Source organism: Pseudomonas sp. WS 5146 (genome assembly GCF_012985495.1).
In the GTDB taxonomy this organism is placed as follows: domain Bacteria; phylum Pseudomonadota; class Gammaproteobacteria; order Pseudomonadales; family Pseudomonadaceae; genus Aquipseudomonas; species Aquipseudomonas edaphica.
Genome location: NZ_JAAQWL010000002.1, coordinates 406,518 through 420,586, shown reverse-complemented (window position 1 = coordinate 420,586; position 14,069 = coordinate 406,518). Strand labels below are relative to the sequence as shown.

15 protein-coding genes are annotated in these 14,069 nt (G+C 59.7%); 5 read left to right on the top strand and 10 right to left on the bottom strand.

Annotated features, from left to right (window positions below):
• Positions 1-3 precede the first annotated feature (3 nt).
• Complete coding sequence (bamC, locus tag HBO41_RS06435; RefSeq protein ID WP_017137338.1) at positions 4-1,119, bottom strand: outer membrane protein assembly factor BamC; 1,116 nt, start codon at positions 1,117-1,119, stop codon at positions 4-6.
• 17 nt (positions 1,120-1,136) lie between these two features.
• A complete protein-coding gene (dapA, locus tag HBO41_RS06430; protein WP_017137337.1) occupies positions 1,137-2,015 on the bottom strand; it encodes a 4-hydroxy-tetrahydrodipicolinate synthase in 879 nt (292 codons plus the stop codon).
• A gap of 273 nt (positions 2,016-2,288) precedes the next feature.
• Here dapA and HBO41_RS06425 point away from each other — a divergent pair, with 273 nt between their 5' ends.
• Entirely contained in the window at positions 2,289-2,849 is a 561-nt protein-coding gene (locus HBO41_RS06425) for a glycine cleavage system protein R (RefSeq protein WP_017137336.1), read from the top strand.
• A 10-nt stretch (positions 2,850-2,859) separates the two neighbouring features.
• On the top strand, positions 2,860-3,333 hold the full coding sequence (locus tag HBO41_RS06420) for a peroxiredoxin (protein WP_169985512.1): 474 nt from the start codon (positions 2,860-2,862) through the stop codon (positions 3,331-3,333).
• Between the two features lie 130 nt (positions 3,334-3,463).
• Here the strand turns inward: HBO41_RS06420 and HBO41_RS06415 are convergent, their stop codons facing one another.
• Together HBO41_RS06415 and HBO41_RS06410 are read right to left on the bottom strand one after the other, a co-directional pair.
• Positions 3,464-4,534 (bottom strand): AI-2E family transporter, encoded by a 1,071-nt coding sequence (locus tag HBO41_RS06415; RefSeq protein ID WP_017137334.1) that lies wholly within the window; start codon positions 4,532-4,534, stop codon positions 3,464-3,466.
• 31 nt (positions 4,535-4,565) lie between these two features.
• Positions 4,566-4,805: a sulfurtransferase TusA family protein gene (locus HBO41_RS06410; protein ID WP_017137333.1), complete on the bottom strand. Its 240-nt coding sequence runs from the start codon at positions 4,803-4,805 to the stop codon at positions 4,566-4,568.
• A 95-nt stretch (positions 4,806-4,900) separates the two neighbouring features.
• On the opposite strand from HBO41_RS06410, the gene HBO41_RS06405 reads away from it, so the two are divergent.
• Entirely contained in the window at positions 4,901-6,334 is a 1,434-nt protein-coding gene (locus HBO41_RS06405; RefSeq protein WP_017137332.1) for a M48 family metalloprotease, read from the top strand.
• A gap of 67 nt (positions 6,335-6,401) precedes the next feature.
• On the opposite strand, the gene HBO41_RS06400 is transcribed toward HBO41_RS06405, so the two are convergent.
• The 4 genes from HBO41_RS06400 to rpoE form a co-directional block, all read right to left on the bottom strand.
• Positions 6,402-7,841 carry a DegQ family serine endoprotease gene (locus HBO41_RS06400; protein ID WP_017137331.1) on the bottom strand — a complete coding sequence of 480 codons (1,440 nt, stop codon included), beginning with the start codon at positions 7,839-7,841 and terminating at the stop codon, positions 6,402-6,404.
• 234 nt (positions 7,842-8,075) lie between these two features.
• Complete coding sequence (locus HBO41_RS06395) at positions 8,076-9,035, bottom strand: MucB/RseB C-terminal domain-containing protein (RefSeq protein WP_169985510.1); 960 nt, start codon at positions 9,033-9,035, stop codon at positions 8,076-8,078.
• A 16-nt stretch (positions 9,036-9,051) separates the two neighbouring features.
• Entirely contained in the window at positions 9,052-9,639 is a 588-nt protein-coding gene (locus HBO41_RS06390; RefSeq protein ID WP_034096393.1) for a sigma-E factor negative regulatory protein, read from the bottom strand.
• A 32-nt stretch (positions 9,640-9,671) separates the two neighbouring features.
• Positions 9,672-10,253, bottom strand: a complete 582-nt coding sequence (gene rpoE / locus HBO41_RS06385) for an RNA polymerase sigma factor RpoE (RefSeq protein ID WP_003172477.1) — start codon at positions 10,251-10,253, stop codon at positions 9,672-9,674.
• 463 nt (positions 10,254-10,716) lie between these two features.
• Here rpoE and nadB point away from each other — a divergent pair, with 463 nt between their 5' ends.
• Entirely contained in the window at positions 10,717-12,333 is a 1,617-nt protein-coding gene (gene nadB, locus HBO41_RS06380) for an L-aspartate oxidase (RefSeq protein WP_017137328.1), read from the top strand.
• Here the strand turns inward: nadB and HBO41_RS06375 are convergent.
• Together HBO41_RS06375 and HBO41_RS06370 are read right to left on the bottom strand one after the other, a co-directional pair.
• Positions 12,302-12,748, bottom strand: coding sequence for a hypothetical protein (locus tag HBO41_RS06375; protein WP_169985508.1), 447 nt, complete (start codon positions 12,746-12,748; stop codon positions 12,302-12,304). The genes nadB and HBO41_RS06375 overlap by 32 nt on opposite strands.
• A complete protein-coding gene (locus tag HBO41_RS06370; protein WP_169985506.1) occupies positions 12,732-12,986 on the bottom strand; it encodes a succinate dehydrogenase assembly factor 2 in 255 nt (84 codons plus the stop codon). Before HBO41_RS06370 ends, HBO41_RS06375 begins: the two co-directional genes overlap by 17 nt.
• 140 nt (positions 12,987-13,126) lie before the next feature.
• Between HBO41_RS06370 and HBO41_RS06365 the strand changes: the two genes are divergently transcribed.
• Positions 13,127-14,068: a folate-binding protein YgfZ gene (locus HBO41_RS06365; RefSeq protein WP_099548636.1), complete on the top strand. Its 942-nt coding sequence runs from the start codon at positions 13,127-13,129 to the stop codon at positions 14,066-14,068.
• The last annotated feature ends 1 nt before the right edge of the window (position 14,069 follow it).

Sequence of the window (14,069 nt, the reverse complement as noted above, 5' to 3'; positions counted from 1 at the left end):
GGGTCAGCCCAGGTTGTCCTGAATCACGCCCAACACTTTGCGCGCTGTTTCAGCCGGCGCAACGGTGTTGATGTTCTTCTCGACGGTCACTTGCACGCTCTCGCCCACCTTGCTCAAACGAACCTGGTAACGCTCGGCACGGGTTTCGATCTCTTCCTTGGTCGGCTTGCTGCCAAACAACTTGCCGAAGAAACCTGGCTCGTCGTCTTTCTTCTCGGCCTTTTCCGCTACGTTGATGTAGTACAGGCCCAGGCTGCGGTTGATGTCTTCAACGCGCCATGGACCTTGCTCCAACGCACGGCCAACACTGGCCCAGGCACGGTCGAGGTCTTCACCCAGGGTGAGCACCACGTTGCCGCTGCCGTCTTCGGTGAGGCTGACACGGTTAGGCGTGTCGAAGTTACCGGCGGCGAGCAGGGAAACCGAACCGCCCTTCTCGGAGATACGGCTCATGCTGGCCAGCATCTCGTCGACCAACGCGGCGTCTACGCCCATGTTGACCGAACGCGGGGTGAAATCGACGTTGGCAGTGCTGCCGGCAGGACGCTCGGCGCTCACCACGTAGACTTCACTGGTATTGCGCTGCACGCCTGGCTCGATGCGCACACGCACACGGGCTTCGCTGTCGGGCGCTACACCGCTCGCCTGCAGGCGCTTGGCCATGCTGGCGGACAGTTCGCTGCCGTGCTGCCATGCCGTGGTGAACTCACCGGTTTGCGGGCGTTGTTGATCAATGCTGAAACCGTTGTCCTGGAAGAACTGCACCGCCACTGGCCAGACTTCAGCCGGTGGGCGTTGGGCCATGATCCAGCGGTTGTCGCCGCTCTTTTGCAGGCTGTAGTCGCTGGTGTCCGCCACGGCCGAGATCGGCTGCGGGCGTGGCACTACGTACTCGCCCTTGGTGGTGTCATCGGCGACGTTGCGCGGAATCGGCAACAACGGGTCAAGGCGCTTGGCGACGTTGACGTCCGGCGGAAGTTGCATCGGTTTGGTTGCTTGGGCTTCCAGGTAATCGCTGCCGCGGTCACGGAAGTAGCCTTCCGGGCCCCATACCCAACCGCAGCCACTGGTGCTGGAGATAATCAAGGCAAGTGCGGAAAGTCCGGCCAATCGCTTCATGCGTAGTGCTTCCTCAATTAAACCAGGACGCCGGACTGGCGCAGGGCCTGTCGCAGCGGTTCGTGACAGGCTTCGCTGAGCCGGGTGAGCGGCAGACGGATACCGTCCGGCATCAAGCCCATCTCAAACAGCGCCCATTTCACGGGAATAGGGTTGGATTCAATAAACAGTGTCTTGTTGAGCGGCATCAGTTGCTCATGGATCGCACGGGCTTTTACGGCGTCACCGGCGATGGCGGCGGCGCACATGTCGCTCATGGCGCGTGGCGCGACGTTGGCGGTCACCGAGATGTTGCCTTTGCCGCCCAGCAGGATCAGCTCGACCGCCGTGGCGTCGTCACCGGAATACACCAGGAAGTCGCTGCTCACGCCGGCCAGGATGTCCTTGGCGCGCTGCAGGTCGCCGGTAGCTTCCTTGATGCCGATAATGTTCGGCACGGTGGACAGGCGGATCACGGTCTCGGCCTTCATGTCACAGGCCGTGCGGCCAGGAACGTTGTAGAGGATCTGCGGGATGTCGACGGCTTCGGCGATGGCCTTGAAGTGCTGGTACAAGCCTTCCTGGGTCGGCTTGTTGTAGTACGGGGTTACCAGCAGGCAGGCATCGGCGCCGGCTTTCTTGGCGTTCTTGGTCAGCTCGATCGCTTCACGCGTCGAGTTGGCGCCTGTGCCGGCGATTACGGCAATGCGGCCCGCCACGCGCTTGACCACGAACTCGATGACCTGGATGTGTTCTTCCACATCAAGGGTGGCCGATTCACCTGTGGTGCCGACCGCCACGATGGCGTTGGTGCCTTCTTGCAGGTGGAAGTCCACCAGTTTGCCAAGGCTGTCCCAGTCGAGATGACCTTGTGCATCCATGGGTGTGACCAGTGCCACCATACTGCCCGCAATCATGCAACCGCTCCTGCCGGAAAAAGAGAGCCGTAATGGTACTGGCGCCAAGATGCTTGTACAAGCGAAGTACCGCCTGAGGATGCGTTCTGGGGTAACTAAACGACGGGCAATGCCATCATTGGGCCAAAGCGCGGCTTGAAGCACGCTGAAATCAGACCGATCGCGTAATGAAAACGCCACCTCCTAGCCCTTGGCGATGGTTTTCGCTACCCTTCATCCTTTGATCGATACGGCCCACACGGTATCGACCGCTCATCGCTTTAGGAAGGCTGCATGTCCACCCCCACAGTTCGCGAACAATTCCTTGTTATCAGTGCCCTCGGCGCCAACCCCATGGAGCTGACCAACGTCCTGTGCCGCGCCAGCCATGAGAACCGCTGCGCCGTCGTGACCTCCCGCCTCACCCGCCACGGCGAGTGCAGCGCGTTGGTGCTGCAGATCTCCGGCAGCTGGGACGCCCTGGCGCGCCTCGAAACCGGCCTGCCGGGCCTGGCCAAGAAGCACAACTTCACCGTCAACGTCGTGCGCAGCGCCGCCCTGGAAAACCGCCCGCAGGCCCTGCCTTATGTAGCGTATGTCAGCTCGGCCTACCGCTCGGACATCGTCAATGAGCTGTGCCAGTTTTTCATCGACCACAACGTCGAGCTGGAAAACCTGACCTGCGACACCTACCAGGCCCCGCAAACAGGCGGCACCATGCTCAACGCCACGTTCACCGTGACCTTGCCGGCCGGCGTGCAGATCAGTTGGCTGCGTGACCAATTCCTGGATTTCGCCGATGCCCTGAACCTCGACGCACTGATCGAGCCATGGCGCCCACAGAACCCAATGTAAGGAAGTACCTATGCCGGTAGCCATCGACAAACCCGTGGCCGATTTCGAAGCCCAGGCCACCAGCGGCCAGACGTTCAGCCTTGCAGCCCTCAAGGGCAAGCAAGTGGTGATCTACTTCTACCCAAAGGACAGCACCCCGGGTTGCACCACCGAGGGTCAGGGTTTTCGTGACCAGTACGCCGCGTTCAAGGCTGCCAATACCGAAGTGTTTGGCTTGTCGCGAGACAGCGTGAAGTCCCACGAGAACTTCAAGGCCAAGCAGGAATTCCCCTTCGAGCTGATCTGCGACAAGGACGAAGCGGTTTGCCAGCTGTTTGATGTGATCAAGCTGAAGAAGCTGTATGGCAAGGAATACCTGGGCGTGGACCGCAGCACGTTCCTGATCGACAGGGATGGCGTGCTGCGTCAGGAATGGCGAGGTGTGAAAGTGCCGGGCCATGTGGATGCGGTGTTGGCGGCGGCACAGGCATTGAATAAAGCTTGACCCTGCTGTGGCGAGCGAGCTTGTTGTGGCGAGCGAGCTTGCTCGCGCTGGAGTGCGAAGCGCTCCGGCTTTTACGGGGCCGCTATGCAACCCAAAGGGAGCAAGCCCCCTCGCCACAATAAGGTTGCTGCTACAACAAAGGTGCAACCACCGGCTCTTGCCGCGGCCACGCATCCAGTACGGCCTTGAACAGCGTCGCCAGCGGGATTGCAAAGAACACGCCCCAAAACCCCCACAGCCCTCCAAACAACAGCACCGCGCAGATAATCGCCACCGGGTGCAGGTTGACGGCCTCCGAGAACAGCAGCGGCACCAGCACGTTGCCATCCAGGGTCTGGATAATCCCGTACACCGCCATCAGGTAGATGAACTGGTCGCTCCAGCCCCACTGGAACAACGCGATCAACATCACCGGCACGGTCACCACCACCGCGCCCACATACGGCACTACCACCGATACACCCACCAGCAAGGCGAGCAGCGCCGCGTAGTTCAGCCCGAGCGCGACAAACGCGATGTAGGTGACGCCGCCACAGATCACAATCTCAATGACCTTGCCGCGAATATAGTTGGCAATCTGCCGGTTCATTTCCTCGGCCACTCGGGTGATCAGCGCCCGTTCACGCGGCAGGTAGCCGCTGACCCAGCGGCCGATCATTGCGCGGTCTTTGAGGAAGAAAAACACCAGGATCGGCACCAGCACCAGGTAGATCATGATGTTGACCAGGAGCGGCAGGCTGGACAGGGAAAAAGTCAGCGCCCATTGTCCGAACTTTCCGATCTCGCCGCGCGCCACTTCAATGGCCTGCAACACCTGCTCGTCCGATACCAGGTGTGGATAACGCTCCGGCAACAGCAGCAACAGCGATTGCCACTTGGCGAGCATGCCCGGCAACTCGTTGAACAAGGTGATCAACTGATGCCACAGCAATGGCAGCACCACGACGATAAACACCACCAACAGCCCCATGAACAGGGCAAAGACCAGCCCTACCGCCACACCGCCGGGCAAACGCAGACGTTCCAGGGTAGTGACCAAACCTTGCATCAGGTAGGCCAGCACCATACCCGCCAATACTGGCGCCAGCATGCCGCCCAAGGTGAGCACGGCGGTAAAAGCCAGGAATAGCAGGACGGCCAGCACCACCGCTTCTTCATCGGAAAAATAGCGCTGAATCCAGTCTCGTAACACTTTGAACATCAATCAACCTCGGGCGGTGGGGGCGAACAGTTCAGGCCTTGCGCAACCAGTAACGGTACACACCGGCGGCATCTTCTTCGTGCAGCAGGGTGTGCCCGGCCAGCTTGGCAAAGGTGCGAAAATCGCGCTGGGAGCCTGCGTCCGTGGCGATCACCTTGAGCACGGCACCGCTGGCCAAGCGGTTGAGTTCCAGCTTGGCCTTGAGCAGGGGCAGCGGGCAATTGAGGCCACTGGCATCGAGTTCGGCGTCAAAGGCTACAGCGTTGGTCATCGGTTTGCTCCGGGCATGCGTTTGGAGTGCTTAGAATATCTGGTCCGAAGCTCAGTGTCCGGCTACAGTAAGCTCTTTGTCGAAAGGCTTTGTGCATGACTTTTTTGCGCCCTACCCTGCTGACGCTGGCTTGCCTGCTGGCCTCTCCGGCCTTCGCTGACGACCTGCCGTCACTCGGCGACGCCAGTTCTGCCATTGTCTCGCCGCAACAGGAATTCCAACTGGGCCGCGCATGGCTGGCCTACCTGCGAGGCCAGGTCTCGCAACTCAATGACCCGCAGCTCAAGGATTACGTCGAAACCAGCGTGTACAAGCTGGTGGAGACCAGCCAGGTGAATGACCGACGCCTGGAGTTCATCCTCATCGACAGCCCGCAACTCAACGCCTTTGCCGCACCCGGCGGGATTGTAGGGGTTAACGGCGGATTGTTCCTGAATGCTCAGACTGAAGGCGAATATGCCTCGGTACTCGCTCACGAATTGGCTCACCTGTCCCAACGTCACTTCGCGCGAGGTGTGGAAGCGCAGTCGCGCATGCAGATTCCGATGATGGCCGCCCTGCTCGGCGGCATTATCGCGGCGGCAGCGGGTGCAGGTGATGCTGGCATTGCCGCGATTGCGGGCAGCCAGGCGGCAGCTATCCAGGAACAGCGCAGGTTTTCGCGCCAGAACGAACAAGAGGCTGACCGTATCGGCATCCTCAACCTGGAAAAAGCCGGTTACGACCCACGCTCCATGCCGACGATGTTCGAACGCCTGATGCGCCAATACCGTTTCGATGCCAAGCCACCGGAGTTTTTGCTGACTCACCCGGTGACCGAGTCGCGGATCGCCGACACCCGCAACCGTGCCGAACAAGCCAAGCAGGGCGGCAAGGAAGACAGCTTGCGCTACCAACTGATTCGCGCACGGGTGCAGCTGCAATACGAAGACACGCCGGGGCTGGCCGCCAAGCGCTTCCAGGCGCAATTGGACGAGAACCCGAAAAACGATATAGCGCGTTATGGCCTGGCCATCGCGCAGATCAAGGGTACCCAGTTCAAAGAGGCGCGGGAAAGCTTGCAGCCGCTGCTGGCCAAGGCGCCCAACGACATTACCTACAACCTGGCGCAGATCGAGTTGGATATCGACAGCAACCGCCTGCCGGATGCCCAGCAACGTACTGATCGGATGCTGGCCCAGTACCCCGGCAGCTATCCGCTGAATCAGATTCGCATAGATGTGCTGCTCAAGCAGAACCGTACGGCCGATGCTGAAAAGGCATTGGACGGGTTGCTCAAGTCGCGCCCCGATGATCCGGATGTGTGGTACCAGGTGGCAGAGACTCGCGGCCTGTCCGGCAATATCATTGGTCTGCATCAGGCGCGCGCCGAGTACTTTGCTTTGGTGGGTGACTTCAAGCAGGCCATTCAGCAATTGGACTTTGCCAAGCGCCGGGCCGGCAACAACTTCCCACTGTCCTCGCGTATCGACGCGCGCCAGCGTGAGCTGATCGAACAGGAACGCTTGGTGAAAGGGATGATGAGCTAAAACCATCGCCCACAAAAAAGCCCCGCTTTCGGTAACCGAAAGCGGGGCTTTTTATTGAGCTAGCGGATTACTCGGCCAGCTTGAAGGTGATGAAGCTTGCACGGCCCTGACGCAGCACGCGCATCGACACCGAGCGATTCTTCGGCAACGCTTTGGCGATGTCGGTGAATTCCTTGGTGGAGTTGATCGCCTGGTTGTTCAGGTGGGTGATCACGTCGCCCGGCTGCAGGCCGATCAAGGCGGCTGGGCCGTCCTGGACTTCTTTGATCACAACACCGCTCTTGAGGTCGAAGCTCTTCTTCTGCTCGTCGGTCAACTCAACCACGGCAATGCCCAAGCGATTGCTGCTGCGCTCAACGCCTGGCTTGGCGTTGCCCAGTGCGTCCAGGGTTGCACCCTCTTCCGGGATCGCGCCGACGGTCAGCTCAACGGTCTGGCGCTTGCCGTCACGAATCACTTCCAGCTTGGCTTTGCTGCCGGCTTTCAGAGCGCCTACCAGATGCGGCAGGTCGGCGGACATGACGATCGGCTGGCCATTCATGCTCAGGATCACGTCGCCCACTTGCAGGCCGCCCTTGGCAGCCGGGCCGTCGTCCTGAATCTGCGCGACCAAGGCACCGGCCGGCTTGTCGAGGCCGAACGATTCAGCCAGGTCTTTGTTCACTTCCTGGATCACCACACCCAACCAGCCACGGCTGACTTTGCCGCCGCTTTTGAGCTGGTTGGAAACGTCCATGGCCACGTCGATCGGGATGGCGAAGGACACGCCCATGAAACCACCGGAACGGGTGTAGATCTGCGAGTTGATCCCCACCACTTCGCCCGCCAGGTTGAACAGCGGACCACCGGAGTTACCCGGGTTGATCGGCACGTCGGTCTGGATGAACGGTACGTAGTTTTCATTTGGCAGGCTGCGACCGATGGCGCTGACGATACCCTGGGTCACGGTATGGTCGAAACCAAACGGTGAACCGATCGCAACCACCCATTGCCCGGCTTTAAGGTCCTGGGATTTACCCAGTTTCAGTACGGGCAGGTCTTTACCTTCGATTTTCAGCAAAGCCACGTCGGAACGCGGATCGGTGCCCACCAGCTTGGCTTTCAACTCACTGCGGTCGGCCAGGCGCACGAGAATTTCGTCAGCGTCGGCAATCACATGGTTATTGGTGAGGATGTAGCCGTCTGGCGAAATAATGAAGCCCGAGCCCAGGGACTGCGCCTCACGCTGCCCGCCACCGCCGCCACGCGGGGAGCGTTGTTGCGGCATACCGCGCTCAAAGAACTCGCGCAGCATGGGCGGCAAGCCTTCCAGGTCAGGCATCTGCTGGTTCGAGACTTTGCGATCCGGCAGCTTCTGCGTGGTACTGATATTCACCACGGCAGGCGAAGCCTGCTCCACCAATTGGGTGAAGTCAGGCAGTTCGGCCGCTTGCGCGGACACTGCCTGACCCAGCACCAATACCGTGGCGACTATGGTTAGGTAAGACTTCAAACGTGGTATCGACATACAGCTCCCGTTACGACGAGCAGGGTTGAGCGACAGGGTTCAAGAAACGCCGAAAACTTCGACCGGCATTTTTGTTCCGCGAACAAAATAAGGTCAGAGCCGACAAGCTCTGACCTATAAAAAACATGGGGATTTTTTGCAAGTGAAAATACTGATCCAGAAATTTCATGCTTTCAGCCCCCAACCGCGCAAAGGCTCACATTGAAAGGTCAGGATGAACATAGGATTAACGACTCATGGCTTGGCGGCGGTCTTTTCGCCGCGCACCGACAGCGCGATGCGTTCGGCGGTGCCGATGGGGATTTCGCCTACAACCGTCACCATGACTTCGCCATCGACCGTGTTCAGACGGCGCGACACGGCCACAGTTGGGCCAAGCTGCGTGCGTGTTTCGCTCACACTCGCACCGTCGGTGGACTCAAGAAACACTGAGAAACGTGCAAGCCCGTCGTCGTACATCAGACTGTCGACAGTGGCGTGGGTCTGAGTATCTTTTCGCGAGACGCTGTTGGTGAGCTGAAAACCTGGAGGCAACCAGTCCAGATGCCATGCGTGGGTGGCGGGCACCTCGGGTGCTTTGGTGCTGGAAACAGCCACAGGTGAGCATTCGCTGCTGGGCAGTAAGTCACGATCTGATGGCGCAGCCGAAGTGTTCAGTCGAGTGAACTGAAAGCGCTCCAACAACTGACCCTGCTCATTGAGTAACAGGGACTTTAGCGGCAGCGCGGTTTCACGATCCAGGTACAACTCAAAGCCATATCGGTATTGATCACGGGGAGTAATCGACACAATCACCGCATTCCGACCGGCCACGCGAGATTTGCCAATGACGGCCAGTTCGTAGAATTGAGTTAGTTTTTGCGGATCCAGAGCGCGCGAAGGCGCATCAGGCGAGTTGCCAAGGCCGGCAACCAAGGTGCCACTGACACACTGCGTGCGTCCATCTACGCGCACCAGTTCCTGGGCAGAGCCGTCGAGTTGCAACAGCCGCTCGCGGACGTGACCGTCTTGGACGCGATGCCAGATGTCATGGGTAGAGAAACTGCCGTTACGCTCGTAGACGAACGTACCTGCAAAGCTTTGCTGCTGTTCTGCACGCCCAAGTCGAGTCAGCCAGTCTTGGGCTTCGTCGGCATGGGCGGATAGTGCAAAACAACCACTGAGCAAAAGCGTAAGGAGCGGTATGGCGCGCATAGGGCCCCTTAGCGGTTTAGCGGTTTTCCAGGCTGGCTGCACGAGCGTATGGCAGAGCGCTTTCAGTGCCTTTCAAGGCCGATTCCTGTGCGTGTTGGCGCAGGTAGCCTGGAAGACGCTGGTCCTGCCAGCCGGATTGCCCTTGAAGTACGCCGTTGGCCATAGGGCCGGTGGCATCAGAGCTTTCCTTGTAGCCGGCCAGTACCGCTGGGCCTTTGACTTGCGGACCGGCCATGACCGGTTGCTGAGTCTGCTGGGCCAGTTCGGCACCGGCAATTTCGTCCTGGTTGTACAGGCGAACACCGGCCAACACGGCAACAGTCACCGAGGCAGCTACTGCCAGGCGACCCAGGCTACGCCATGGACCACGAGCAGCTTTTGCCGGAACGGCTTCATCGGCCAACGCGGCAGAAACGGCCGCAGCAATATCCAGACGAGGGATTAAAAGATCCTTGTGCATCACCGCCCGAGCGACTTGGTAACGAGACCAGGTATCACGGGTTTCGGCATCATCAAATGCGTTGAGCACTCGACGAAGTTCCAGTTCATCCGCTTCGTTATCCATCACTGCGGACAGCGATTCCTGCAGGGCATCACGACTCATGGCGGTTCCTCTCTTGGCTGTCGCCGCTGTCTTTAGTTTTCCTGCAACAACGGTTGCAAGGCTTTGTCGATGGCTTCCCGGGCCCGGAAAATCCGTGACCTTACAGTCCCCACCGGACACTGCATGACGCTCGCAATGTCTTCGTAACTGAGACCATCGAATTCACGTAAAGTTAACGCCGTACGCAAATCTTCTGGCAGTTGCTGAATAGTGCGATGAACGGTGCCTTCGATCTCGTCGCGCAGCAAAGCACGTTCCGGCGACTCGAGATCTTTGAGGCCGTGATCACCATCGTAAAATTCTGCATCTTCTGAACTTACATCACTGTCCGGTGGGCGGCGGCCGCGAGACACCAGATAGTTCTTCGCCGTGTTAATGGCGATGCGGTACAGCCACGTGTAAAACGCACTATCACCGCGAAAATTGCCAAGTGCACGGTACGCCTTGATAAAGGCTTCCTGTGCAACGTCCTGCGCTTCATGGGTGTCGTGCACAAACCGCACGATCAACCCGAGAATTTTGTGCTGGTATTTCAGCACTAGCAGATCAAATGCTCGCTTGTCGCCACGTTGAACGCGCTCGACCAGCTGCTGATCCTCTTCCTGGGTTAGCATGAACACTCCTCGTTGTACTCGCAGGAGGCTTGCATAACTAAACGATCAGGCTTGCAAACATAGACTAGGACTTCTCGCAAAAGTTCTCCCCCTCCAAGCAAGTTTCCGGCATGCACTGATTTGGCACACACGAAAAACGCAGCACGGGCTAGGCCGGCTGCGCGAATAATCTTGTCGCCGGTTTTCTGACGCGTCCAATGCTCCCGACGGGCCAATAAACTCAACGTTTTCCCAGCTTTCGGGCAACCTGCTATTGAGTCGGGGCTCATGCAAAAAGTTCCCATCTCAATAGCCGGCCCATATGACCCCAGCTGTGCACCGTAATTTCACATTGCCACGAATGCCCGGCTATTGTGCCGCTCCCCCCCTCTATATACTAGTGGCCCGTGTGACCCTTTGATTCGCCGATCCAGGCGTCCTGTTTGCGCCAGCCCTTTGGATCGCTTTTTGCGGAATCCTTCAAATGAGCCAACAGTTTCAACACGATGTTCTGGTGATCGGTAGCGGTGCGGCCGGCTTGAGCCTGGCACTCACCCTCCCCAGCCACCTGCGCATTGCGGTCCTGAGCAAGGGCGACCTGGCCAATGGCTCGACATTCTGGGCCCAAGGCGGTGTCGCCGCGGTACTGGACGACACCGACACAGTGCAATCCCACGTCGAAGACACCCTTAACGCCGGCGGCGGCCTGTGCAACGAGGACGCGGTGCGCTTCACCGTCGAGCATAGCCGCGAAGCCATCCAATGGCTGATCGACCAGGGCGTGCCGTTCACCCGCGACGAACACGCGGGCAGCGATGACGGCGGATTCGAGTTCCACCTGACCCGCGAAGGTGGCCACAGCCATCGCCGCATCATCCACGCCGCCGATGCTACTGGCGCCGCCATCTTCAAGACCCTGCTCGAGCAAGCCCGCCAACGCCCCAACATCGAATTGCTGGAGCAACGCGTCGCCGTCGACCTGATCACCGAAAAGCGCCTGGGCCTGGACGGCGAACGCTGCCTCGGCGCCTACGTGCTCAACCGCGCCAGTGGCGAAGTGGACACCTACGGCGCACGCTTCACCATCCTGGCCTCAGGCGGTGCCGCCAAGGTCTACCTCTATACCAGCAACCCCGACGGCGCCTGCGGTGACGGTATCGCCATGGCCTGGCGTTCAGGCTGTCGGGTGGCCAATCTGGAATTCAACCAGTTCCACCCCACCTGCCTGTATCACCCGCAAGCCAAGAGCTTCCTCATCACCGAAGCCCTGCGCGGTGAAGGTGCGCACCTGAAACTTCCCAACGGCGAGCGCTTCATGCAGCGCTTCGACCCCCGCGCCGAACTGGCGCCACGGGATATCGTGGCCCGCGCCATCGACCACGAAATGAAGCGCCTGGGCATCGACTGCGTCTACCTCGACATCAGCCACAAACCCGAAGCCTTCATCAAGACGCACTTTCCCACCGTCTATGAGCGCTGCCTGGCGTTCAACATCGATATCACCAAAGGCCCGATCCCGGTGGTCCCGGCCGCGCACTACACTTGCGGTGGCGTGATGGTCGACCAACACGGTCGCACCGACGTGCCCGGCCTGTATGCGATCGGCGAAACCAGCTTCACCGGCCTGCACGGCGCCAATCGCATGGCCAGCAACTCGCTACTCGAATGTTTCGTCTACGCACGCTCGGCGGCCACCGACATCCTTGAACAGCTACCCCGCATCCCGGTGCCCGCTGCCCTGCCGCGCTGGGACGCCAGCCAGGTGACCGACTCCGACGAAGACGTGATCATCGCCCACAACTGGGACGAACTGCGGCGCTTCATGTGGGACTACGTAGGCATTGTGCGCACCAATAAGCGCCTGGCACGGGCTCAACACCGCGTGCGTTTGCTACTGGACGAAATCGACGAGTTCTACAGCAACTACAAAGTCAGCCGCGACCTGATCGAGTTGCGCAACCTGGCCCAGGTTGCCGAGTTGATGATCCGCTCAGCCATGGAACGCAAGGAAAGCCGCGGCCTGCATTACACCCTCGACTACCCGCAGATGCTGCCCGAAGCCCGCGACACTATTCTGGTGCCAGCCACCTACGGCGACTGAACTTCAAGCGCACCCGCAGGCGTCGGTGCACATCGGCGACCTGCGAATCCATCGGCACACAGACCGAACGCACCCACCACTCGCCCTGCACCCGATAGCGCAGCACCACGATCAGCGGCAACGCCAGGCTGTCCGGACGCAGCTGTACGCTGTGCCAGCCGCGCTCGGCACTGAACAATTGCCAGCCATCTTCGTCACGGCGCAGGCCACGAATCGACGAACGGTGAGTCAGCAGAATATGACGCGGCAACACCCAGGCGGCATGGGCCAGGCACACCAGAATGCCGAGGCTTGCGAAGGGCAAATCAATAATCAACAAGGCACCCAGCGCGAACGCCTGGGCAAACAGATACGCCGCCAGCAACAGCCGAGAGGCCTGCCAGCGGCATTCGAAGCGATTACTTGGGCTGGACACGATCCAGAATCTTGCGAACCATGCGCTGCAGCTCCGGATCGTCAGATTCGGCGCGCTCCATGAACCAGCCGAACATGTCCTGATCTTCGCACGTCAGCAACCTCTCATAGAGGTCGCGGTCCACCTTATCGAGTGTCGAGTACACCTCTCTGGTGAACGGCACCAGCAACACATCCAACTCCAGCATGCCACGGCGGCTGTGCCAGTAGAGGCGGTTGATTTCTACATCTTCGACCATGGACTGCTCCTCAAATAGCGCGCAAGTATACAGGCCCGACGGCAGCGGAACACTCGGCTTTGGTCGCCCCATACGGAAACTATCCATTTGCCGGGCGCCCCTCTATGATGCACGCATGACTTTTTGACCTGCGAAGACCCATGGCCGACTCTGCATTTTTCTGCCCCCTGACACACGAAGGCGTCCTTGCCGTCCGCGGCTCCGACGCCGCCAAGTTCCTGCAAGGGCAACTGACCTGCAACCTCAATTACCTGAGCGACACCCAGGCCAGCCTTGGCGCGCGTTGTACGCAAAAAGGCCGCATGCAGTCGAGTTTTCGCATCCTGCTGCAAGGTGACGGCGTGTTGCTGGCCATGGCCACTGAGCTGCTCGAACCGCAACTGGCAGACCTGAAGAAATACGCGGTGTTCTCCAAATCCAAACTCACCGACGAAAGCGCCGCCTGGGCACGCTTTGGCCTGTCGAATGCGGATCAAACCCTGGCCACCCTTGGCCTTGAGCTGCCAACTGAAACCGACAGCGTGGTGCGCACCGACACATTGATTGCCATTCGTGTCTCCCAGAACCGCGCCGAACTCTGGGTGCCTGCCGAACACGCCGAAGGCGTACGCCAGCAATTGGCCAGCCAACTGCAACAAGCTGACTTGAATGACTGGTTGCTCGGCCAGATCCGAGCCGGCATCGGCCAGGTCATGCCGCAGACCCGCGAACTGTTTATCCCGCAGATGCTTAACCTGCAGGCCGTAGGCGGCGTCAGCTTCAAAAAAGGCTGCTACACCGGCCAGGAAATCGTCGCGCGCATGCAGTACCTGGGCAAACTCAAGCGTCGCCTGTATCGCCTGAGCCTCAATGCGGCGCAATTGCCCGAGCCAGGCACTCCGCTGTTCTCGCCCAACCATAACAGCGCGATCGGCGAAGTCGTCATCGCGGCAAAAGCTGACCATTCCATTGAACTTCTGGCCGTGCTGCAAGCCGAAGCTGCCGACAGCGGCGATGTGCACGTCGGCACCCTGGAAGGCCCCGGCTTACAACTGCTCGACCTGCCGTACCTACTGGATCGAGATAAAGAGATCCAGCGTTAAT